Below are 23,753 nucleotides of genomic sequence, written 5' to 3'. Positions count from 1 at the left end.
TTAATGCGATTTCCCCTTAATAATTTTACCACAAATCTCATGCGACGAGGGAACTATAGCAAAAAAAGCATCTTTCCGCTTATATCAAGACGCAGGAAAGATGCTTAAGTTCCCAAAACTTTATGATTAGTATTTTGTATTTTTTTATGAAAGTGTATAGTTTGGCGCTTCTTTAGTAATTTGAACTTGATGTGGATGACTTTCCAATAAACCTGAACCTGTCATGCGAATAAATTGAGCGTTTTCGCGATGTTCCAGGAGATTTCTCGAACCGCAGTAACCCATGCCTGCACGAATTCCACCAACTAATTGGTGAATAGTATCCGCTATATCTCCCTTGTATGGAAGGCGTCCCTCAATTCCTTCAGGAACAAGTTTTTTCGCGTCGTCTTGGAAGTAACGGTCTCTTGATCCGTGTTCCATTGCGCCGACTGACCCCATTCCGCGGTACACTTTGAAACGACGTCCTTGGAATAATTCAGTTTCACCCGGACTCTCAGTCGTTCCCGCTAAAAGACTTCCAAGCATGACTACGTGTCCGCCAGCAGCAAGCGCCTTCACAATATCGCCTGAATACTTAATACCACCGTCAGCAATCATTGTTTTCCCTAGTTCTCTGGCAACAGACGCACACTCGTAAATAGCTGTAATTTGTGGAACTCCGACACCTGAAACAACACGTGTTGTACAGATAGAACCAGGACCGATGCCAACCTTAACAACATCCGCGCCTGCTTCATATAAAGCGCGAGCACCTTCAGCAGTAGCGATATTACCTGCGATAATTTCAAGCTCAGGGAATTCATTTCTGATATCCGCTACTGTATCGATAACACCTTTTGAATGCCCATGTGCAGTGTCAATTACAATTACATCAACTTCTGCGGCAACAAGTTTTTTTACACGAAGCATTGTGTCAGAAGTAACACCAACCGCCGCGCCGACAAGTAGTCTACCTTGCTTATCTTTTGCAGCATTAGGATACTCCATGACTTTTTCAATATCTTTAATCGTAATTAAACCATTCAAAATGCCTTCCTCGTCAACTATTGGAAGTTTCTCGATTTTATACTTTTGAAGGATTTTTTCAGCATCGTCCAATGTTGTACCCACGGGAGCAGTTACAAGATTATCTTTCGTCATTACATCGTTGATCATTAAAGAATAATCCTGAATAAAACGCATATCCCGATTGGTAATAATTCCAACAAGCTTAAGTTCTTCTTCATTATTAACAATTGGAACACCTGAAATTCTGTATCTGCTCATTAAATGTTCGGCGTCAAAAACTTGGTGATTAGGCGTTAAGTAAAATGGATTTGTAATAACTCCATTTTCCGAGCGTTTAACAGTGACAACTTGTTCAGCTTGTTCTTCAATACTCATATTTTTATGAATGATGCCAAGTCCGCCTTGTCTTGCCATGGAAATAGCCATTCGTGATTCGGTAACTGTATCCATACCGGCACTGATAATTGGTATATTTAACTTTATCTTTTCCGTCAAATCAACAGAAAGGGATACATCCTTAGGTAATACATCAGAAGGCCCCGGTATTAGCAATACATCGTCGAAAGTAAGTCCCTCACGTGCAAATTTTGATTCCCACATCTTAATTTTGCCTCCCTGATCTCTTTTGAATATTAGTAAAATATTATCAGCGACTGTATTGACTGTCAAGGTTCTTTCGAGTAGTAAATGTATTCGTATTTTTCACTGAACAGTTTCTTTAATCTTTTTCTTTATTTTTAATGGAGATGTTTGCGGCGCAAAACGGTCAATAACGACACCCTCTTTGTTCACTAGGAATTTTGTGAAATTCCACTTAACACCATTTGTCAGTAAACCTTTTTTCTCAGAGGTTAAAAACTTGAACAGTGGATCAACATCATCGCCTTTTACATTTACCTTTGCAAACATTGGAAAAGTCACTTTGTAGATTAATTTACAAACCTTCATCGTTTTTTCAACATTTTCGTATTCCTGGTTTCTAAAGTTGTCGGATGGAAAGGACAGGACAACAAAACCATCGTCTTTATATTCTTCGTAGAGTTTTTGTAGTTCATTAAATTGATTTGCGAAGCTGCATTTACTTGCAGTATTTACAATTAATAAGGATTTACCCTTGAAATCAGCCAACGATTGTATACTTCCATCCGGTTTTTTTACCGAAAAATTATATATTTCATCCATAATAACATCTCCTATTCCTCTTATCATAAATTGAACAACGAAGAACTACAATATTTTCGTATTAAATGAATAATATTTTTTCATTTAACGGGCGAATTGCCTAAAAATATTGGATTAAAATCTGTTTTTAAACTTCTAATATCGGGATTTTTGGCCGTTTGGATGTTTGTTTTAGTCATTTTTATGATCAACTATGGTCTTTTCAAGCAATCTTTAGTCGTTTCGGAATATTTTTTGCTTGTTTAATCGTTTTTATAAAACAAAAAAGCCACTACCATTTAAGGTAATGACTCTTTAAGTGCCTAGCAACGTCCTACTCTTGCAGGGGGAAGCCCCCAACTACCATCGGCGCTGAAGAGCTTAACTTCCGTGTTCGGTATGGGAACGGGTGTGACCTCTTCGCTATCGTCACCAGACTTGAGCTTGTTCGCTCAAAACCGGATAAAACGAATAATCTTTTCACAAATCAGGGTCAATCAAACCCTTTTAACTTGAATAGGTTAAGTCCTCGATCAATTAGTATCCGTCAGCTACGTACGTCGCCGCACTTACACCCCGGACCTATCAACCTCATCTTCTCTGAGGGATCTTACTTACTTGCGTAATGGGAAATCTCATCTTGAAGGGGGCTTCATGCTTAGATGCTTTCAGCATTTATCCCGTCCACACGTAGCTACCCAGCGATGCCTTTGGCAAGACAACTGGTACACCAGCGGTGTGTCCATCCCGGTCCTCTCGTACTAAGGACAGCTCTTCTCAAATTTCCTGCGCCCGCGACGGATAGGGACCGAACTGTCTCACGACGTTCTGAACCCAGCTCGCGTACCGCTTTAATGGGCGAACAGCCCAACCCTTGGGACCGACTACAGCCCCAGGATGCGATGAGCCGACATCGAGGTGCCAAACCTTCCCGTCGATGTGGACTCTTGGGGAAGATAAGCCTGTTATCCCCGGGGTAGCTTTTATCCGTTGAGCGATGGCCCTTCCATGCGGAACCACCGGATCACTAAGCCCGTCTTTCGACCCTGCTCGACTTGTAGGTCTCGCAGTTAAGCTCCCTTATGCCTTTGCACTCTACGAATGATGTCCAACCATTCTGAGGGAACCTTTGGGCGCCTCCGTTACTCTTTAGGAGGCGACCGCCCCAGTCAAACTGCCCGCCTGACACTGTCTCCTGCCCCGATAAGGGGCATGGGTTAGAATTCCAATACAGTCAGGGTAGTATCCCACCAACGCCTCCTCCGAAGCTGGCGCTCCGGAATCTCAGGCTCCTACCTATCCTGTACAGACTGCATCAGAATTCAATATCAGGTTGCAGTAAAGCTCCACGGGGTCTTTCCGTCCTGTCGCGGGTAACCTGCATCTTCACAGGTACTATAATTTCACCGAGTCTCTCGTTGAGACAGTGCCCAAATCGTTACGCCTTTCGTGCGGGTCGGAACTTACCCGACAAGGAATTTCGCTACCTTAGGACCGTTATAGTTACGGCCGCCGTTTACTGGGGCTTCAATTGGAAGCTTCGCTTGCGCTAACCTCTCCTCTTAACCTTCCAGCACCGGGCAGGCGTCAGCCCCTATACTTCACCTTGCGGTTTTGCAGAGACCTATGTTTTTGCTAAACAGTCGCTTGGGCCTATTCACTGCGGCTCTCTCAGGCTTTAACACCTTACCAGAGCACCCCTTCTCCCGAAGTTACGGGGTCATTTTGCCGAGTTCCTTAACGAGAGTTCTCTCGATCACCTTAGGATTCTCTCCTCGCCTACCTGTGTCGGTTTGCGGTACGGGCACCTCCCGCCTCACTAGAGGCTTTTCTTGGCAGCGTGAAATCAGGGACTCCGGGGATAATTCCCCTTGCTATCACAGCTCAATGTTATAGAAACGGGATTTTCCTCGTTTCACACCTTACTGCTTAGACGCGCATAACCAACAGCGCGCTCACCCTATCCTACTGCGTCCCCCCATTGTTCAAACGGCGGGGAGGTGGTACAGGAATATCAACCTGTTGTCCATCGTCTACGCCTTTCGGCCTCGACTTAGGTCCCGACTAACCCTGAGCGGACGAGCCTTCCTCAGGAAACCTTAGGCATTCGGTGGAAGGGATTCTCACCCTTCTTTCGCTACTCATACCGGCATTCTCACTTCTAGGCGCTCCACCAGTCCTTACGGTCTGACTTCAACGCCCCTAGAACGCTCTCCTACCACTGACACCAAAGGTGTCAATCCACAGTTTCGGTAATCCGTTTAGCCCCGGTACATTTTCGGCGCGGCGCCACTCGACCAGTGAGCTATTACGCACTCTTTAAATGGTGGCTGCTTCTAAGCCAACATCCTGGTTGTCTGGGCAACGCCACATCCTTTTCCACTTAACGGATATTTGGGGACCTTAACTGGTGGTCTGGGTTGTTTCCCTCTCGACTACGAATCTTATCACCCGCAGTCTGACTCCCAAACATAAATCTTCGGCATTCGGAGTTTGTCTGAATTCGGTAACCCGGGATGGGCCCCTAGTCCAAACAGTGCTCTACCTCCGAGATTCTAACGTTTGAGGCTAGCCCTAAAGCTATTTCGGAGAGAACCAGCTATCTCCAGGTTCGATTGGAATTTCACCGCTACCCACACCTCATCCCCGCATTTTTCAACATACGTGGGTTCGGGCCTCCAGTAAGTGTTACCTTACCTTCACCCTGGACATGGGTAGATCACCTGGTTTCGGGTCTACGACCCCATACTAAATCGCCCTATTCAGACTCGCTTTCGCTGCGGCTCCGCATTCACTGCTTAACCTTGCATGGAATCAGTAACTCGCCGGTTCATTCTACAAAAGGCACGCCATCACTCGTGATCAATTCCGAAGAAAAGATCAACGGAGCTCTGACTACTTGTAGGCACACGGTTTCAGGATCTATTTCACTCCCCTTCCGGGGTGCTTTTCACCTTTCCCTCACGGTACTGGTTCACTATCGGTCACTAGGAAGTATTTAGCCTTGGGAGATGGTCCTCCCGGATTCCAACGGAATTTCACGTGTTCCGTCGTACTCAGGATACACTCTGGAGAGAATGAACTTTCGACTACGGGGCTTTTACCCACTACGGCGGACCTTTCCAGGTCGCTTCGTCTAATTCATTCCTTTGTAACTCCGTATAGAGTGTCCTACAACCCCAGGAAGCAAGCTTCCTGGTTTGGGCTATTCCCGTTTCGCTCGCCGCTACTCAGGGAATCGATTTTTCTTTCTCTTCCTCCGGATACTTAGATGTTTCAGTTCTCCGGGTTTGCCTCAAGTACGCTATGTATTCACGTACATGTACTACCCCATTACGGGCAGTGGGTTTCCCCATTCGGAAATCTCTGGATCAAAGCTTACTTACAGCTCCCCAGAGCATATCGGTGTTAGTGCCGTCCTTCTTAGGCTCCTAGTGCCAAGGCATCCGCCGTGCGCCCTTTCTAACTTAACCTAAAATATTCATCAGTTTTCATTGCATTTGAATGCTCTGGTCACTGTTAAATACTTTTCTTGAACACGACTAGACAGCGATGTAAAGTCAATGTTCATTAAAAAGGTATTGCATTGTCAATTACAAATGTAATCGACTCGATTGATTACTTGATTTGTTACTCTTAATATTGTTTTATCCAGTTTTCAAAGAACAAGTTTTGAAAGTTCATAATTTATCAAGTGAAAAACACTTAATAAACTTAATGAGCCTTCAAAACTGAACGCAAAACGTCAAGTTGCAGATATAATCTGCATTCCGAATGTTGAAAGGTCAAACACGAAGTGTTTTCGCTCTCGAACATAATCCTTAGAAAGGAGGTGATCCAGCCGCACCTTCCGATACGGCTACCTTGTTACGACTTCACCCCAATCATCTGTCCCACCTTCGGCGGCTGGCTCCCAAAAGGGTTACCTCACCGACTTCGGGTGTTACAAACTCTCGTGGTGTGACGGGCGGTGTGTACAAGACCCGGGAACGTATTCACCGTGGCATGCTGATCCACGATTACTAGCGATTCCGGCTTCATGCAGGCGAGTTGCAGCCTGCAATCCGAACTGGGAACGGTTTTATGGGATTAGCTCCCCCTCGCGGGTTGGCAACCCTCTGTACCGTCCATTGTAGCACGTGTGTAGCCCAGGTCATAAGGGGCATGATGATTTGACGTCATCCCCACCTTCCTCCGGTTTATCACCGGCAGTCACCTTAGAGTGCCCAACTGAATGCTGGCAACTAAGGTTAAGGGTTGCGCTCGTTGCGGGACTTAACCCAACATCTCACGACACGAGCTGACGACAACCATGCACCACCTGTCACCGCTGTCCCCGAAGGGAAAGGCATATCTCTATGCCGGGCAGCGGGATGTCAAGACCTGGTAAGGTTCTTCGCGTAGCTTCGAATTAAACCACATGCTCCACCGCTTGTGCGGGTCCCCGTCAATTCCTTTGAGTTTCAGCCTTGCGGCCGTACTCCCCAGGCGGAGTGCTTAATGCGTTTGCTCCAGCACTAAGGGGCGGAAACCCCCTAACACTTAGCACTCATCGTTTACGGCGTGGACTACCAGGGTATCTAATCCTGTTTGCTCCCCACGCTTTCGCGCCTCAGCGTCAGTTACAGACCAGAAAGCCGCCTTCGCCACTGGTGTTCCTCCACATCTCTACGCATTTCACTGCTACACGTGGAATTCCGCTTTCCTCTTCTGTACTCAAGCCTTTCAGTTTCCAATGACCTTCCACGGTTGAGCCGTGGGCTTTCACATCAGACTTAAAAGGCCGCCTGCGCGCGCTTTACGCCCAATAATTCCGGACAACGCTTGCCACCTACGTATTACCGCGGCTGCTGGCACGTAGTTAGCCGTGGCTTTCTAATGAGGTACCGTCAAGGTACGGGCAGTTACTCCCGTACTTGTTCTTCCCTCACAACAGAGTTTTACGATCCGAAAACCTTCTTCACTCACGCGGCATTGCTCCATCAGACTTTCGTCCATTGTGGAAGATTCCCTACTGCTGCCTCCCGTAGGAGTCTGGGCCGTGTCTCAGTCCCAGTGTGGCCGATCACCCTCTCAGGTCGGCTACGCATCGTCGCCTTGGTAGGCCGTTATCCCACCAACTAGCTAATGCGCCGCGGGCCCATCCTGCAGTGACAGCGTAAGCCGTCTTTCAGAGTTTGTTCATGCGAACAAACTGATTATTCGGTATTAGCCCCGGTTTCCCGGAGTTATCCCCATCTGCAGGGCAGGTTGCCCACGTGTTACTCACCCATCCGCCGCTAACATTATAAGAAGCAAGCTCCTTATAATGTTCGCTCGACTTGCATGTATTAGGCATGCCGCCAGCGTTCGTCCTGAGCCAGGATCAAACTCTCCATAATAGAGAAACTTGAATAGCTCGAGTTTCATTTTGCTGACTTCGAATCCGAAGATTCTTTTTTGTTTCGATTTAACGAAACGTTATATCTTGACGTTTTGCTGTTCAGTTTTCAAGGTTCATTATATAAGTAAGAACTTCACTTACATATTCGTTTCCGCGTTACCATCTCTCGACAGCAACTCTTATATCATATCAAGTTACGTTTCACTTGTCAACAACAAATCAGAAATAATTTTATTGTTTTCTTGTGGTGAACTCGCAACGTTTATAACTATACCACCTCATTGTTTTAATTACAATACCAAAATAATAGATAGTTAATTGAAATAACTCCAGCCAGTTTAACGATTAAATTATTCGTAAGGGTTTGGTTGATACTATAGAAGAAAAAACGCCAACGAGGCTAGTTAGCTCGTTGGCGAAATGCATTAAAACTTATTCTTCTTCATCATTTGTATCTTCTTCTTCTATAGAGGAGTCGGATTCATCTAATGGAGAATTGTCTTCTTCGTTAATTTCGGATTCAACTATTGTGTCACTATCTTCATCGATACCATTTTCTTCGTCATCATCTTTTGCAACTTTTGCAACCGTTGCAACAAGTTCATCTTCTCCAAGACGAATTAAACGAACACCTTGAGTACTTCTTCCGATTACGGAAATATCACTGATGTCCATTCGAATTAATATGCCATGTATTGTAATGAGCATTAAATCTTCTGAGCCATCTACCGCTTTCATAGCAACGAGTGATCCATTTCGTTCGGTAACATTAAGTGTTTTCAGTCCATAACCGCCACGTGATTGAATGCGATATTCTTCTTGTGGCGTTCGTTTTCCAAACCCTTTTTCCGTTACGACTAGGATTTCTTTTCCTTCATCCACAACATCCATACCAACTGCAATGTCGCCTTTGCGTAAACGGATACCACGGACCCCGCCGGCTATACGACCCATGGAACGAATATCAGTTTCATTGAATTTAATAAGCATGCCATCTTTAGTTCCGATGACAATCTCTTCCTCACCACTCGTCATTTTAACTCCAATCAGTTCATCGTCACCGCGTAATGTAAGTGCGATGAGGCCATTGGATCTAATGTTTGCGAATGCTGAAACAGGCGTCCTTTTAGCTACTCCGTTTTGAGTAACAAAAAAGAAGTATTCATTTTCTTTAAATTCATCTACTGGAATCATTGCTGTTACTTTTTCTTCTTTATCTACACCAAGCAAATTAATGATTGGCAGACCCTTCGCCGTACGGCTAAATTCTGGAACTTCATAGCCTTTTGTGCGGAAGACCCGTCCTTTGCTCGTAAAGAATAGAATTGTGTCATGTGTTGACGTATTTAACAGATGTTCAACGAAATCATCATCATTTGTTCCCATTCCCTGAATTCCACGGCCGCCTCGACGTTGACTACGGTATGTGCTTGCAGGTAAACGTTTAATATAACCGTTATGGGTAAGTGTTAGCACGGAGTTCTCGACTGGAATAAGATCTTCATCCTCAATCATTTCTGCTCCGCCTAGAGTAATTTCAGTTCGACGTTCATCGCCGTAACGTTCCTTTAACTCAAGTAATTCTTCGCGAATAATTTCTAATAACTTTACTTCATCTGCAAGAATCGCACGAAGTTCAGCAATTAAAATTTGAAGAGAATTATATTCATCTTCAATTTTGTCTCGCTCTAAACCTGTCAAACGTTGTAGACGCATGTCAAGTATTGCTTGAGCCTGACGTTCGGATAAATTAAATTTATCAATTAAACCAGTTTTAGCTTCATCAGTAGTCTTGGACCCGCGAATGAGTGTGATGATTGCATCTATATTATCAAGGGCAATGCGCAAACCTTCCAATATATGTGCACGGTCCTCCGCACGTTTCAAATCATATTGGGTACGTCTGCGAATAACGACTTTTTGATGTTCTAAATAATGGTATAAGATTTCTTTCAATGCAAGAAGTTTAGGCTGACCGTCTACGAGTGCCAACATATTGACACCGAAGCTTGATTGCAATGCTGTTTGTTTATATAAATTATTTAATAATACATTCGCATTCGCATCACGACGAACTTCGATAACAATTCGCATTCCAGTCCGGTCTGATTCGTCTCTTAAATCAGTAATACCATCGATTTTTTTATCTCGAACTAATTCGGCAATCTTTTCTATTAATCGCGCTTTGTTTACCTGAAAAGGTAATTCGTTAACAAGTATCGTTTCTCGGCCATTTGCTTTTTGTTCAATTTCTACTTTACCTCGAATAATAACTGATCCTCGACCAGTTTCATAGGCACGTCTAATTCCACTACGCCCTAAAATAATTCCACCTGTTGGAAAATCCGGTCCAGGCATTATTTCCATTAGTTCTTCTGTTGTAATTTCAGCATTATCCGCTAAAGCCAATACTGCATCGATGGTTTCTCCGAGATGATGCGGCGGAATATTAGTGGCCATTCCAACAGCAATCCCGGATGTTCCATTGACGAGCAGATTTGGATAACGGCTCGGTAAAACGATTGGTTCTCTTTCTTGACCATCATAGTTGTCTTGATAATCAATTGTATCTTTGTTGATGTCTCGTAAAAGTTCCATCGCAATTCTGGACATTCTAGATTCTGTATAACGCATTGCTGCTGCAGAGTCACCATCGACAGAACCAAAGTTTCCATGTCCATCAACAAGCATATAACGATAGTTAAAATCTTGTGCCATACGTACCATCGTGTCGTAAACAGCACTATCACCATGCGGGTGATACTTACCAATTACGTCACCGACAATACGTGCAGACTTTTTATGCGGTTTATCCGCAGTGTTCCCTAAATCCTGCATTGCGTATAAAATACGACGGTGAACCGGTTTTAGTCCGTCTCTTACATCTGGAAGCGCACGAGAAACGATAACACTCATTGCATAATCGAGGAATGAAGTTTTCATTTCCGTACTAATGTTAATCCCTTGGACACCACGATTCGGCATATCTGCCATGTTGGTAAACTCCTTTCAGTACCTTATCTGTATTACGTGTCTATATTTTGCACATATTGCGCGTTAGCTTCAATAAATTTACGACGTGGTTCGACATCATCGCCCATAAGTTGTTGGAATGTCTCATCAGCCGTAATCGTATCTTCAAGTTCTACTTGCAATAATGTTCTTTGATCTGGATCCATTGTCGTATCCCACAATTGTTCTGCATCCATTTCACCTAAACCTTTATAGCGGGTGATAACCGGTTTGGGAGATTGCGATAATCCTGCCAGTATTTCGTTTAGTTGTTCTTCTGTATAACAATACTGCTCAGATCTACCTTGTTTCACTCTGTAGAGTGGTGGTTGAGCAATATAAATATATCCCGCTTCTACAAGCGGGCGCATAAATCTGAAGAAGAACGTTAATAGAAGCGTTCGAATATGTGCGCCATCAACGTCGGCATCAGTCATAATGACAACTTTATGATAACGCGCCTTTTCGAGCGCAAATTCTTCACCGATTCCTGTACCTAGTGCAGTAATCATCATACGGATTTCAGCATTCCCCAAAATTCGATCTAACCTTGCTTTTTCAACGTTTAGAATCTTTCCGCGTAGTGGCAAGATTGCTTGAAAATGTCGATCACGACCATTTTTAGCAGAACCACCGGCGGAATCACCCTCAACTATATACAATTCACTTATTGCCGGGTCCCGAGAAGAACAGTCGGATAGTTTACCGGGTAAACTTGAAACTTCCAAAGCTGATTTTCTACGTGTAAATTCACGCGCATTTTTTGCAGCTAATCGTGCTTGAGCCGCGATTAAGCTTTTATCGATAATTTTATGAGCGGTTGATGGATTTTCAAGTAAAAACCTTTGCAACCCTTCTGAAAACAATGAGTTTGTAATGGTACTTACTTCAGAGTTACCCAGTTTAGTTTTCGTTTGGCCTTCAAATTGTGGATCTGGATGTTTTATCGAAATGATTGCCGTCAGACCTTCACGTACGTCATCCCCAGATAAGTTTTGGTCCGCTTCTTTAAGCGCACCGTTTCTACGCGCATAGTCATTTACAACACGCGTTAATGCGGTTTTAAAGCCTGACTCGTGCGTTCCGCCTTCATACGTATTAATATTATTCGCGAATGAATGGATATTCTCTGAAAAACCGCTATTGTATTGCATAGCAATTTCAACAGCTATATCATCACGTTCGCCTTCAATAAAAATAGGTTCTTCATGAATCGGTTCTTTATTTTTATTTAAATGCTCTACGTAAGATTTAATACCGCCCTCATAGTAGTAAGAGTCAGTTTTTCCTTTGTCCTCACGTTCATCGAAAATAGAAACGCGAAGACCGCGGTTTAAATAAGCTAGCTCACGTAAACGATTTGCAAGAATATCATATTCGAATGTTGTCGATTCTTTAAATATTTCAGAATCTGCTTTGAATCGCACACTTGTGCCGGATTCGTCAGAGGTACCGATTTCTTTCAATTCAACTACAGGAACGCCTTTTTCGAATTTAATATAATACTTTTTCCCACTACGGTTGACGTATACTTCAGTAGTTTCGGATAATGCGTTTACGACAGCAGCACCTACTCCGTGTAAGCCACCTGAAACTTTATAGCCGCCACCGCCGAATTTACCTCCGGCATGAAGTACAGTCATAATTACTTCAACAGCAGGTCTTCCTGTAGATTCTTGAATCCCGACAGGAATCCCACGACCATTGTCATCAACGCGAATCCAATCATCTTTTTCCATCGTTACTTCAATGTGATCACAATGACCAGCCAATGCTTCATCAATACTATTATCGACTATTTCCCATACAAGATGGTGGAGTCCCCTTGAACTTGTTGTCCCGATATACATTCCAGGACGTTTTCGGACGGCCTCTAGTCCTTCTAGTACTTGAATTTGGGCTTCATCATAGGCCTGTAAATTCTTTTCTTCCATTGCCAAGCTTGTTCACCTTTCCTTTCTGAACGTATACCACCTAGCATGGTACGTGCGTGCGTATGCACAAAAACCTTACTTTTACTCTTTGTTAACTACTGCACCTGCATTTACTTCAAAAATATTTGCTTGGCGAATCGTTTCATGATCAATTCCAGCTATATTCGTTGTTGTAACAAAGGTTTGTACTTCTCCTTGAATCGTGTTTAGTAAATGGGATTGTCGATAATCATCTAGCTCGGATAACACATCATCCAAAAGTAATACGGGTGATTCTCCGACTTCTTGCTTCACAAGTTCAATTTCAGCGAGTTTCAAAGATAAAGCTGTCGTTCTTTGTTGACCTTGTGAACCAAACGTTTGGATATCATATCCGTTGACGAAAAAATGCAAGTCATCACGGTGCGGACCTATTAAAGTTAACCCTCGATCCAACTCGCGTTGCCGCATCTCAAGTAGTCTTTGTTCGAGCACGGATTCCATTTCTTCTTGAGTCTGCCCCGATTCAATGCCTTTTAGTGTTCCATAGGTTACTTTAAGTGATTCCATTCCGCGGGAAATACCTTTATGAATAGGTTCTGCCCATTTTTGAAGAAGTTCCATGAAATAAAATCTTTTACGAATAATTTGTACAGCCACTTGAATATACTGCTCTGTATATACATCAAACATGACATCATTAAAATTAGATTTACCGCGATTATCTCTTAATATCGCGTTACGTTGTCTTAATATTTTTTGAAATGTTAAGAGATCATGAAGATATACTGGAGATATTTGGCCAATTTCCATGTCAAGGAATCGTCTTCTCACAGACGGGCTTCCTTTCACAAGATTTAAATCCTCTGGTGCGAACATCACAACATTTAATTGTCCAATATAAAGGCTCAAACGATTTTGTTCTAGATGGTTGACTCGCGCTCTCTTTCCTTTTTTGGAAATGATAAGTTCTAGAGGAAGTCGCCCATATTTGCGCTGGATGCTACCTTCTATTTTACCATATTCTTCGTCCCAGCGTATTAAATCACGATCATTCGATGTCCTGTGCGATTTTGCCATTGAAAGAACATAGATTGCCTCCATGATATTCGTCTTTCCTTGCGCGTTTTCACCAATTAATACGTTAATTTGCGGGGAAAAGGTTAGATCTAGGGTTTTATAGTTTCGGTAATTAGTTAGTGCAAGTTGCTCAATGAACATCCGTAGAGCCATTTGTCTTTTCAATAATTTTAAATGTACCGAACTCAGGTAGTTTTATAATATCATCATGACGCAATTTTTTTCCGCGACGTTGTTCCTCTTCACCGTTTACATAGACGATATGCTCATCAAGATACCATTTTGCCATACCACCAGAACTAATCGCATTCGTCATCTTGAGTAGCTGGCCGAGTGTTATGAATTCCGTATTTATTTCTAAATTATTCAATTAGCGTTCAACCTTTCATAATTTAATGGTTCTTTCTATTTTACAAGAAGTTTGGCAATAAGTAAAAAAGGATAGTCATTTATCGACTATCCTTTTTTATTAATATGTTCGAACTGGAAGAATCAGTTGAAGAATTGAGTCATCGTTTACTGATTTTAATATAAATGGTCGCATAGCACCGGTAAATTGTATTTCTACATCTTGGCCGTCGATTGCACGTAAAGCATCCATCATGTACTTAGCACTGAATGAAATTTTCAGTTCATCACCTGTCACGTTAATGGCTTCTACCATTTCTTCTACATGTCCGACTTCAGGTGAATTTGAAGAGATTTCAATAACTTTTCCTTCATCTGTTGAAAACCTGACGATATTATTACGTTCTTCCCTTGCTAATAATGATGCACGATCAATTGCTTGAAGTAAAGAACGACCGTTTACTGTGACGGATGTTTTATTCTCAGTTGGAATTAATCTTGATGTATCAGGATAGTTTCCTTCAAGTAAACGAGAGTAAAACAATACGTTTGCAGTTTTAAAGAGAATTTGCTGTTCAGTGATCAGAATTTCAATCGAATCATTATTATCAGGCAATATTTTATTTAATTCTTGAAGGCTTTTACCTGGAATAACAATACTCAGTGGATCTGTTGGCATTTCTTCTGGTGAAGTAAGTCTTCTTGCAAGTCTGTGACTGTCTGTTGCTACGCAAGAAAGTTTTCCGTTTTCAGCTACCCATTGAACGCCTGTTAAAATCGGTCGTGTTTCTTGTTGGGAAACGGCGAATACTGTTTCACGAATAATTGATTTCATGAGATCAGCTGGAAGTGAAAAACTATGTTCATCTTTTACATCTGGAAGAACAGGATAATCATCAGGATTTGAACCGATTAATTTAAATTCGGATTTACCTGAACGAATTAAAGTCTGGAAACCATCTTTAATTTCGATTTTCACTTCATTGGTAGGTAGTTTACGAACAATTTCACTAAAGACTCTTGCTTGTAATACGATGTTACCAGCTTCAATTACTTTGATTAATTGTTCCCCGTCACGTTCTGCTGGAATGAATGTACAGATTGTAATGTCAGAATCACTACCTGTCATCGTCATTCCTTTTTCATTCACTTCGATTTTTATTCCCGTCAAAATTGGAATGGCTACTTTTTGGCTGATAGCTTTCATTACATCATTTAATCCGTCGAGAAGTTCATCTCTCTTTATTTCAAATTTCATGTCATACCCCTCGCCTATATATTTATATTAGTTATTAAAAATAGTAGTAATAGTAATAGGGCCTGTGGATACGTGGATAAGTCCTATTTCATTACTAGTCTCACGTTTTCCACATGTTCATAACTAGTTTATAAGTGTGCACTAGTTATTCTAGGTTACTAACAGTCTAACCTCGCCCTAGTAGTTTCTTTATATCTTGAATATCTTGTTGCAGCAATTGATCATCTTTCAACATTGATCGAATTTTATCATGTGCGTGAATAACGGTTGAGTGATCTCTTCCGCCAAACTCAGAACCAATTTTCGGCAAAGAAAAATCAGTGAGTTCCCGTGATAAATACATCGCAATTTGACGCGGAAACGCAACTGCGCGGGTACGTTTCTTCGCAGAAAAGTCTTCTAAACGCATATTAAAATGACCACCAACTGTTTTTTGGATATCCAAGATTGAAACAGTACGCGGAGTGTCATTCGGAATAATATCTTTTAATGCATCTGCTGCCAAATCCATCGTTATGTCACTGTTAACCAATGAAGAATAAGCAACGACTCGAATAAGTGCACCTTCTAATTCACGTATATTCGTGTCGATTTGATTTGCGATATACATCATGACTTCGTTTGGAATATCAAGTAGTCCATCCGCTTTGGCTTTTTTCCGTAATATCGCAATCCTTGTTTCCAAATCCGGTGGCGTTATATCTGTGATGAGTCCCCATTCAAAGCGGGATCTGAGGCGATCTTCTAATGTTGGAATCTCTTTAGGCGGGCGATCACTGGATATAACGATTTGTTTGGATTCCTCATGCAGCGTATTGAAAGTATGGAAGAACTCTTCTTGCGTTTGTTCTTTTCCAGCAAGGAATTGAATATCATCAATTAATAGGACATCTACATTTCGGTACTTATTTCGAAATTCAACGGCTTTATTGTCACGGATTGAATTAATAAATTCATTGGTGAACTTTTCAGATGTTAAATAAACGACCTTCGCATCCGGTTTTTGATCGATTACATAATGACCGATTGCGTGCATCAAGTGTGTTTTACCTAAACCAACGCCCCCGTATATGAAGAGAGGGTTATAAGCCTTTGCAGGGGCTTCAGCAACAGCTAAAGATGCAGCATGTGCGAAACGATTACCTGAGCCAATGACGAACGTGTCAAACGTGTATTTTGAATTAAGCATGCCGGCTCTTGAATTTGAATTTACCGTTTCGACAGGTTTTTCAATTGGTTTCGGTAACATAAAATCATTTTCCTGCATGTCTTTGGGCACGATAAATTGAATTAACCGATCCTCACCAGTTAATTCGGATAAAATGCCGGTTATTAAATGGACATAATGATTTTCAAGCCAATCTTTAGAGAACGTATTCGGAGCGGCGATTGTAACAACCTCTTCTTCATAAGAGATTAATTTCGTCGATTTGAGCCACGTTTCAAAACTAGGCCTTGAAATTCTTTCTTCTATTCGCGATAACACTTTTGTCCATAATTCTTCTAAGTGTTTCAAACAGTTACCTCCTTTACTATGTAAATTACATATACGGAAATATGTATTATACACATAATTCACTCGTGTGGATAACAATTATGCAAAAGTGGGGAAAAAATTATCCACAACGTATCAACAATTGTGGATAACAAATTTAGTTTTTATATTGTGCACAATTAAATCTTTCTCATTGTAACAGGCAACGCCGATTATTACAAGGAGTCAAAGGGCTTATCCACAATTCAATTCGTTGTTGACAAAACCGTTATCCACAGGCATTTATATGTGAAAATCTTGTCGATAACTGTCGACAGTGAAAAAAATATTTAAATTTGTATGCACATTGAATTCGGGATTTTTGATTTTGGAATGTGGATAACTAATTGTGAAAAGAAAAAATGTGGAGAGCGCCCTATTAAAATAAAAGATTGACATCTTCTTTGATTTTCATTATACTAATTAGGACTGTCACGCGAGTATCAATGACAATCAAGCAGGAGGTGTCTTAATATGACAAAACGTACATTCCAACCAAATACAAGAAAACGTAGTAAAGTTCACGGCTTCCGTGCAAGAATGAGCACGAAAAGCGGGCGCAGAATTATCGCAGCTCGTCGGCTCAAAGGAAGAAAAAAACTTTCAGCATAAGGCCACTGACTCCAGTGGTCTTTTTTTTTGTAGAACTTGTTGTTTCGAAAAGGTTGATCTGGAACATGATATTATGAAGCTAGACAACCTTTTCGAATTTATATATATACCCAATACTAGTAACGGAGCAGGTGTAAGTTTAATGAATAAACGCCAGCGGATTAAAAAAGATAAAGAATTTCAATTGGTTTTTAAAAATGGAAAATCATTTGCGAATCGACAATTTGTCGTTTATTGTTATCGAAAAGAGGGACAAGCCGAATTTCGTATTGGACTCTCAGTTAGCAAGAAAATCGGCAATGCAGTGACAAGAAATCGCATAAAACGATATATAAGACAATCCTTTTTGGAAATGAAAGATGAAGTTCAAAATGATATGGATTATATTATTATTGCAAGGCATCAAGCTGCGTCAAAGGATTTTCATGAAACGAAGAAGAGTTTGCAGCATGTTTTGCGTGTTGCACGTGTTGTAAAGAAAAATGGTAAGTAGAAACGTACATATGAAAATGATAAACTAAAGGTAAGAAGATACGATTTGGGGGAGCCGATTTGAACAAAAGAATAGGACTAGTCCTTATGTTGACGATGCTGTCATTACTTTTGGCGGGATGTACAGAATTTAATGAACCAATTTACGAAGGCAGTGAAGGATTTTGGAATAAATATATTGTTTGGCCGCTAGTTTCCTTAATTACACTATTTAAAGACTTGTTGGGGACTTACGGTTACGGAATTGTTGCGGTAACGATCATTATTCGTCTTGTTTTACTACCATTAATGATTAAACAAACACAAAGCTCCAAAAAAATGCAAGAGTTGCAACCTGAACTAAATGCCTTAAAAGAAAAATACAAATCAAAAGATGCAGTCACTCAGGAAAAATACCGTACTGAAATGCAAAAAATAATGTCGGAACGAAAAATCAATCCAGCGGCGGGTTGTTTACCGATATTTGTTCAAATGCCGATTCTTATCGGTTTCTATCATGCGATAAGCCGTATGAACAATACACCGGAAATAGAGCTTGGATCAATTCTTTGGTTCGAACTTGCTGTACCAAGTATCACACTTGCGGTTATTGCGGGAATCATGCAATTCATCGTTCTGCGTACTGGGCCTGCAATGGGCAATCCGCAGATGAAAATGATGATGTATATTATGCCCGTATTTATTGTCGGTATCGGTACAATATTACCAGCAGCATTATCACTTTATTGGGTAATCGGTAACATCATTTCTGTCATTCAAAATTATTTCATTTACAAACCATCGAAAAAAGATGAAGTGATACCTGCAAAAGTAGGAGGGAAAAGAAAATGACAATGATGACGCAAAGGGGAGCCACTGTTGAAGCGGCGATCGAAGCGGCATTACAAACACTCGATGTCTCCCGCGATAAAGTAAAAGTAGAAGTACTTGATCAAGGTAGAAAAGGTTTTTTTGGTATCGGATCAAAAGAAGCAGAAGTGAAAATTACTGTCATTGAAAAAGTTATTCCTATTCGCACGAATGATGAAGAATCAGAAGCAAAAAGTGTAGCGCATGAAGAAACGATTGATTTAATAGAAGATGTTGCAAAAGAAGAAGTAAAAAATTTATCAAATGATGTAGATTCAGATGAAGAGGCAATTAAGGAAACTGAACTGTACTTAATCAGTGTGGCAAAAGAAATGAAAATCGATGATCTTGATATTTCTTATGAAATCGATGGAAAATATGTTAATTTTCAATTGGAAAGTGAAAAAGCTGCTTTATTAATTGGTAAACGCGGTCAAACATTGAACGCGTTGCAACAATTAGGTCAACTAGTGGCAAATAAAAATTCGAGTCAATTTAAAGTTGTTCGAATCGACGTTGGCGATTACCGGGGACGACGTGAACAATCATTGGAACAATTAGCGGAACGAATGGCGGACCGGGCAGTTCGAACAGGACGAAAAGTTCAACTTGAACCGATGCCGGCTTATGAAAGAAAAGTCATTCACCATTCATTGTCGAGCCGATTGGATATTGAAACATATTCAGAAGGATCTGATCCATACCGCTATCTGGTCATCGAACCGATTCGATAAAAATAAAAATCCGTAAAGAGTTCAACTCTTTACGGATTTTTTTATGTTTAAAAATAGGCTTTATCCACAAAAATGCGATGTAGGACTATGACGTTCGACGTATTTATGTTAGTATACTATGTTAGGAAGTCATGTCCGGAATCACTTTATCCACATGTGAGTAACTAACCAGGAAGGTGAGAACTTTGCATTTTGATACGATAGCAGCAATTTCAACTCCGATGGGAGAAGGGGCAATCGCGATTGTCAGATTGAGCGGAGACGAAGCAGTCCAAATAGCTGATCGTGTATTTCAATCCCCGAGCGGAAAAAAATTAATAGAAGAGCAATCCCATACAATCCATTACGGGCACTTGGTCGACCCAGTTTCAGGCGAAACCGTAGAAGAAGTAATGGTCTCTTTGATGAAAGCACCAAAAACTTTCACTAGAGAAGACGTTGTTGAAGTGAACTGTCATGGTGGAATCGTGGCGGTGAATCGTGTGTTAACGCTCATTTTAAATGAAGGGGCCCGTCTTGCAGAACCTGGTGAATTTACAAAGCGTGCATTTCTTAACGGTCGTATTGACTTGTCGCAATCTGAAGCTGTCATGGATTTAATTCGCGCGAAGACGGATCGTGCGATGAATGTCGCATTGGGTCAAATGGAAGGAAAACTTTCAAAACTCATTGGCGAATTAAGACATGCCCTCGTTGAAACGCTTGCTCAAGTTGAGGTAACAATTGATTACCCTGAATATGATGATGTTGAAGAAATGACAATTCCTCATATGTTGGAGAAATGTACATGGGTTAAAGAAGAAATCAACAAATTACTTCGGACTTCTTCTCAAGGAAAAATATTAAGGGAAGGTTTATCTACGGTAATTATCGGAAGGCCGAACGTAGGAAAATCTTCGCTTTTAAATAGCTTGGTGCAAGAAAACAAAGCGATTGTAACCGACATAGCAGGTACAACGCGTGATATAATTGAAGAATACGTCAATGTGCGCGGCGTTCCGTTGCGTCTCGTTGACACGGCGGGTATCCGTGAGACAGAGGATATTGTCGAGCGGATTGGTGTAGAACGGTCAAGGCAAGTCTTAAAAGAGGCTGATTTAATTCTTCTTGTGATAAATAGTGCTGAAGAGTTATCAGTTGAAGATGAACGACTTTTTGAAGCAGTATCTGGAATGGATACAATTGTCGTTATTAATAAAACGGATCTTCCTCAAAAAGTCGATTTGAAAAAGGTGGAAAGCCTAGTTGATGAGGGGAAAATCGTAACGACGTCACTTCTTCAAGATGAAGGAATAGACGAACTTGAAGAAGCGATTGCAACGCTCTTTTTCGAAGGAAACATTGAATCTGAGGATTTGACATATGTTTCAAACGCAAGACATATTGCTTTGTTGCACAAAGCCCATAAAACGATTGAGGATGCGCTTGGTGCAGCTGAAGTAGGCGTTCCTGTCGACATGATTCAAATCGATGTAACACGTACGTGGGAAATCCTTGGAGAAATTGTCGGGGATACCGTACAAGAAGGTTTAATAAATGAATTATTTTCTCGTTTTTGCCTTGGAAAATAAATTATAGAAGGAAGGATAAAAGAACATGCCAAACAAATTTGAAGCCGGCACGTTCGATTGTATAGTCATCGGAGCCGGTCATGCTGGTGTAGAAGCAGCATTAGCCTCAGCTCGTATGGGCGCGTCAACGCTCGTATTAACGTTAAATATAGATATGGTTGCTTTTATGCCGTGTAACCCGTCCATTGGAGGACCAGCTAAAGGAATCGTTGTGCGAGAAATTGATGCACTTGGCGGAGCAATGGGGAAAGTCATCGATAAAACGCATATTCAAATGAGAATGTTAAATACCGGAAAAGGTCCGGCAGTTCGTGCACTTCGTGCACAACTTGATAAAGTTCTTTACCAACAAGAAATGAAACGTATTCTTGAAGAAGAGGAAAACTTAATTTTACGTCAAGCTTCAGTCGATGAGTTAATCATAGAAGACGACGAGGTAAAAGGTGTTATTACACAGGTTGGCGCAGTATATCGTGCTAAAACGGTAATCATAACGACGGGTACTTTTTTACGCGGTGAAATCGTTATAGGAGATCTTAGATATTCAAGCGGGCCGAATAACCAAATGCCATCCATTAAACTTGCGGATAATCTTCGTGAATTAGGGTTCGATATGGTTCGTTTTAAAACGGGAACACCGCCACGTGTTAATAGCCGCACGATTGATTATAGTAAAACTGAAATTCAACCGGGTGATGAAGAACCTCGTGCATTTAGTTTTGAAACGACGGAGTATATATTGGACCAGTTACCTTGTTGGCTCACTCATACATCACCACTGACACATGAAATTATTAATGATAACCTGCATCTGTCGCCTATGTATTCTGGAGAACAAATTGGCCCCGGACCACGTTATTGTCCATCAATTGAAGACAAGATTGTTCGATTCAATGATAAATCTCGTCACCAAATTTTCTTGGAACCAGAAGGTCGAAATACGGAAGAAGTTTATGTTCAAGGATTATCAACGAGTTTGCCTGAACATATTCAGCAAAGACTTATTGAAAGTGTTCCAGGACTAGAAAAGGCTGAAATGATGCGTGCTGGATACGCGATTGAATACGATTCAATCGTACCTACGCAACTAAAACCGACACTTGAAACAAAGAAAATCCGGAATTTGTATACAGCTGGACAACTGAACGGAACATCAGGTTATGAAGAAGCAGCAGGGCAAGGAATAATGGCTGGTATTAACGCGGCGGCACGAGCGCTTGGAAAAGAAGAATTAATTCTTAGCCGTTCCGATGGTTATATTGGTGTACTTATTGACGATCTTGTCACGAAAGGTACGAATGAGCCATATCGACTGCTTACATCGCGCGCAGAATATCGACTTCTCCTTCGTCATGACAATGCGGATCTTCGACTTACGGAAATAGGCTATAAACTAGGACTTGTAAGTGATGAGCGTTTTGAAAAATTCACATTAAAACAAAAACAAATTGTTGATGAAGTAACAAGACTTCGTAAAATAACTGTTAAACCAGAAGAACATGTGCATGAAATCATGCGTGAAACAGCCGGTTCCGAATTAAAAGAACCGATGAAAGCTGCTAATCTATTGAAACGACCAGAAATTAGTTATGATCAGATTTCGAGAATCGTTCCACCTGAAGTGGAAGTGTCGAATGAAGTAGCTGAACAAGTTGAAATCTTTATTAAATATGAAGGCTATATTGAAAAGTCTATGCAACAAGTTGAAAGAATGAACAAAATGGAAGATAAAAAAATTCCCGAAAACATCGATTACGATGCAATTTCTGGTATTGCATCAGAGGCGAAAAGCATGTTGAATAAAGTAAGACCACTTTCAATAGCACAAGCATCTCGTATGCCAGGCGTAAACCCAGCCGATATATCAATATTACTCGTATATATCGAACAAGGTAGAATAGCAAAAATATCTAGTTAAGTGAAACTTAGAGTTGCTGGTGCGGAAACAACCATCATCCGCACCGGCTTTTTATACATAAGGAGGAATGCATGTGAACGAAGAACAATTTCTAGCTGCATTAAAAGAACATGGAATTGAACTGACTGAAACACAAAGACAGCAATTTGCGACTTATTTTAATCAGCTCGTTGAATGGAATGAAAAAATGAATTTAACGGCAATAACTGACGAGCCTTCTGTTTATTTGAAGCACTTTTATGATTCAATATCAGCCGCATTTTATGTTGATCTTGATCGAAAACTTACGATCTGCGATGTCGGTGCAGGCGCAGGGTTTCCAAGCATTCCGTTGAAAATTTGTTTTCCAAAACTAGAAGTCACAATTGTAGACTCATTAAATAAACGTATTGGTTTTTTAGAACATTTGGCAAAAGAACTTGAACTTGAAAATGTGAACTTTGTCCATGCAAGAGCAGAAGACTTCGGACAAAACAAACAATATCGTGAGAAATTCGATTTTGTGACGGCTAGGGCGGTGGCAAGATTATCCGTGCTTTCGGAATTATGTGTTCCACTCGTGAAAAAAGGCGGTCAATTCATTGCAATGAAAGGTGCAGCAGCTAAAGACGAATTAGTAGATGCTGAAAAACCACTTGCTGTTCTCGGTGCCAAAATTAAAGAAAATCATTCGTTTTTGCTGCCGATAGAAGAAAGCGAGCGCAATATTTTCATATTTACTAAAGTAAAAAATACTCCAGGTAGATATCCTCGTAAACCTGGTATTCCAAATAAAACACCAATTCAATAAATGTTTCACGTGGAACATTTTATTGGTAGAAGGTTTATTGATAGATTTGTCGAATTAGTTATATAGTATGGGGAAGTTTGAAAAGGT

15 protein-coding genes and 3 rRNA genes are annotated in these 23,753 nt (G+C 41.1%); 7 read left to right on the top strand and 11 right to left on the bottom strand.

Annotated elements, in window-relative coordinates; translation table 11 throughout:
* Nucleotides 1–144: 144 nt before the first annotated feature.
* The 11 genes from guaB to dnaA form a co-directional block, all read right to left on the bottom strand.
* Entirely contained in the window at nucleotides 145–1,611 is a 1,467-nt protein-coding gene (gene guaB / locus JSQ81_RS12395; RefSeq protein ID WP_212604369.1) for an IMP dehydrogenase, read from the bottom strand.
* Nucleotides 1,612–1,713: 102 nt separating this feature from the next.
* Entirely contained in the window at nucleotides 1,714–2,193 is a 480-nt protein-coding gene (locus tag JSQ81_RS12390) for a glutathione peroxidase (protein ID WP_212604368.1), read from the bottom strand.
* Nucleotides 2,194–2,493: 300 nt separating this feature from the next.
* A 5S ribosomal RNA gene (gene rrf, locus JSQ81_RS12385) occupies nucleotides 2,494–2,609 on the bottom strand.
* Nucleotides 2,610–2,689: 80 nt separating this feature from the next.
* Nucleotides 2,690–5,645 (bottom strand): 23S ribosomal RNA (locus tag JSQ81_RS12380).
* A gap of 352 nt (nucleotides 5,646–5,997) precedes the next feature.
* Nucleotides 5,998–7,553: ribosomal RNA gene (locus JSQ81_RS12375) — 16S ribosomal RNA — on the bottom strand.
* The 16S, 23S and 5S rRNA genes sit together here, the layout of an rRNA operon.
* Before the next feature lie 434 nt (nucleotides 7,554–7,987).
* Nucleotides 7,988–10,549 carry a DNA gyrase subunit A gene (gene gyrA / locus JSQ81_RS12370; protein ID WP_212604367.1) on the bottom strand — a complete coding sequence of 854 codons (2,562 nt, stop codon included), beginning with the start codon at nucleotides 10,547–10,549 and terminating at the stop codon, nucleotides 7,988–7,990.
* Between the two features lie 32 nt (nucleotides 10,550–10,581).
* On the bottom strand, nucleotides 10,582–12,501 hold the full coding sequence (gyrB, locus tag JSQ81_RS12365) for a DNA topoisomerase (ATP-hydrolyzing) subunit B (protein ID WP_212607652.1): 1,920 nt from the start codon (nucleotides 12,499–12,501) through the stop codon (nucleotides 10,582–10,584).
* Between the two features lie 81 nt (nucleotides 12,502–12,582).
* Entirely contained in the window at nucleotides 12,583–13,701 is a 1,119-nt protein-coding gene (gene recF, locus JSQ81_RS12360; RefSeq protein ID WP_212604366.1) for a DNA replication/repair protein RecF, read from the bottom strand.
* Nucleotides 13,691–13,930 carry a S4 domain-containing protein YaaA gene (yaaA, locus tag JSQ81_RS12355; RefSeq protein ID WP_212604365.1) on the bottom strand — a complete coding sequence of 80 codons (240 nt, stop codon included), beginning with the start codon at nucleotides 13,928–13,930 and terminating at the stop codon, nucleotides 13,691–13,693. The genes recF and yaaA overlap by 11 nt, the downstream gene beginning before the upstream one ends.
* Before the next feature lie 99 nt (nucleotides 13,931–14,029).
* Nucleotides 14,030–15,166 carry a DNA polymerase III subunit beta gene (gene dnaN / locus JSQ81_RS12350; protein ID WP_212604364.1) on the bottom strand — a complete coding sequence of 379 codons (1,137 nt, stop codon included), beginning with the start codon at nucleotides 15,164–15,166 and terminating at the stop codon, nucleotides 14,030–14,032.
* 166 nt (nucleotides 15,167–15,332) lie between these two features.
* Nucleotides 15,333–16,682, bottom strand: a complete 1,350-nt coding sequence (gene dnaA / locus JSQ81_RS12345; RefSeq protein ID WP_212604363.1) for a chromosomal replication initiator protein DnaA — start codon at nucleotides 16,680–16,682, stop codon at nucleotides 15,333–15,335.
* A gap of 492 nt (nucleotides 16,683–17,174) precedes the next feature.
* On the opposite strand from dnaA, the gene rpmH reads away from it, so the two are divergent.
* From rpmH to rsmG, 7 genes are all read left to right on the top strand, one after another.
* A complete protein-coding gene (rpmH, locus tag JSQ81_RS12340) occupies nucleotides 17,175–17,312 on the top strand; it encodes a 50S ribosomal protein L34 (protein ID WP_172370265.1) in 138 nt (45 codons plus the stop codon).
* A 142-nt stretch (nucleotides 17,313–17,454) separates the two neighbouring features.
* Nucleotides 17,455–17,805 (top strand): ribonuclease P protein component, encoded by a 351-nt coding sequence (rnpA, locus tag JSQ81_RS12335; RefSeq protein WP_212604362.1) that lies wholly within the window; start codon nucleotides 17,455–17,457, stop codon nucleotides 17,803–17,805.
* 59 nt (nucleotides 17,806–17,864) lie between these two features.
* Nucleotides 17,865–18,635 (top strand): membrane protein insertase YidC, encoded by a 771-nt coding sequence (gene yidC / locus JSQ81_RS12330; protein WP_212604361.1) that lies wholly within the window; start codon nucleotides 17,865–17,867, stop codon nucleotides 18,633–18,635.
* Entirely contained in the window at nucleotides 18,632–19,387 is a 756-nt protein-coding gene (gene jag, locus JSQ81_RS12325) for an RNA-binding cell elongation regulator Jag/EloR (protein ID WP_212604360.1), read from the top strand. Before yidC ends, jag begins: the two co-directional genes overlap by 4 nt.
* A 185-nt stretch (nucleotides 19,388–19,572) precedes the next feature.
* Nucleotides 19,573–20,958 carry a tRNA uridine-5-carboxymethylaminomethyl(34) synthesis GTPase MnmE gene (gene mnmE, locus JSQ81_RS12320; protein ID WP_212604359.1) on the top strand — a complete coding sequence of 462 codons (1,386 nt, stop codon included), beginning with the start codon at nucleotides 19,573–19,575 and terminating at the stop codon, nucleotides 20,956–20,958.
* 25 nt (nucleotides 20,959–20,983) lie between these two features.
* Nucleotides 20,984–22,876, top strand: a complete 1,893-nt coding sequence (mnmG, locus tag JSQ81_RS12315; protein WP_212604358.1) for a tRNA uridine-5-carboxymethylaminomethyl(34) synthesis enzyme MnmG — start codon at nucleotides 20,984–20,986, stop codon at nucleotides 22,874–22,876.
* Nucleotides 22,877–22,949: 73 nt separating this feature from the next.
* Nucleotides 22,950–23,666, top strand: a complete 717-nt coding sequence (gene rsmG, locus JSQ81_RS12310; protein ID WP_212604357.1) for a 16S rRNA (guanine(527)-N(7))-methyltransferase RsmG — start codon at nucleotides 22,950–22,952, stop codon at nucleotides 23,664–23,666.
* Nucleotides 23,667–23,753 lie beyond the last annotated feature (87 nt).

It is taken from the genome of Sporosarcina sp. Marseille-Q4063 (assembly GCF_018309085.1).
GTDB lineage: Bacteria > Bacillota > Bacilli > Bacillales_A > Planococcaceae > Sporosarcina.
The sequence above is the reverse complement of the archived record's forward strand: the minus strand, read 5'-3'. Positions and strand labels throughout refer to the sequence as shown.

Excerpts from the sequence above, each read along its gene's own strand:
- rpmH (WP_172370265.1), top strand. The coding sequence starts at position 17,175 with ATGACAAAACGTACATTCCAACCAAATACAAGAAAACGTAGTAAAGTT.
- recF (WP_212604366.1), bottom strand. The coding sequence starts at position 13,701 with ATGTTCATTGAGCAACTTGCACTAACTAATTACCGAAACTATAAAACC.
- gyrB (WP_212607652.1), bottom strand. The coding sequence starts at position 12,501 with ATGGAAGAAAAGAATTTACAGGCCTATGATGAAGCCCAAATTCAAGTA.
- gyrA (WP_212604367.1), bottom strand. The coding sequence starts at position 10,549 with ATGGCAGATATGCCGAATCGTGGTGTCCAAGGGATTAACATTAGTACG.
- JSQ81_RS12390 (WP_212604368.1), bottom strand. The coding sequence starts at position 2,193 with ATGGATGAAATATATAATTTTTCGGTAAAAAAACCGGATGGAAGTATA.
- guaB (WP_212604369.1), bottom strand. The coding sequence starts at position 1,611 with ATGTGGGAATCAAAATTTGCACGTGAGGGACTTACTTTCGACGATGTA.
- mnmG (WP_212604358.1), top strand. The coding sequence starts at position 20,984 with ATGCCAAACAAATTTGAAGCCGGCACGTTCGATTGTATAGTCATCGGA.
- jag (WP_212604360.1), top strand. The coding sequence starts at position 18,632 with ATGACAATGATGACGCAAAGGGGAGCCACTGTTGAAGCGGCGATCGAA.
- rnpA (WP_212604362.1), top strand. The coding sequence starts at position 17,455 with ATGAATAAACGCCAGCGGATTAAAAAAGATAAAGAATTTCAATTGGTT.
- dnaN (WP_212604364.1), bottom strand. The coding sequence starts at position 15,166 with ATGAAATTTGAAATAAAGAGAGATGAACTTCTCGACGGATTAAATGAT.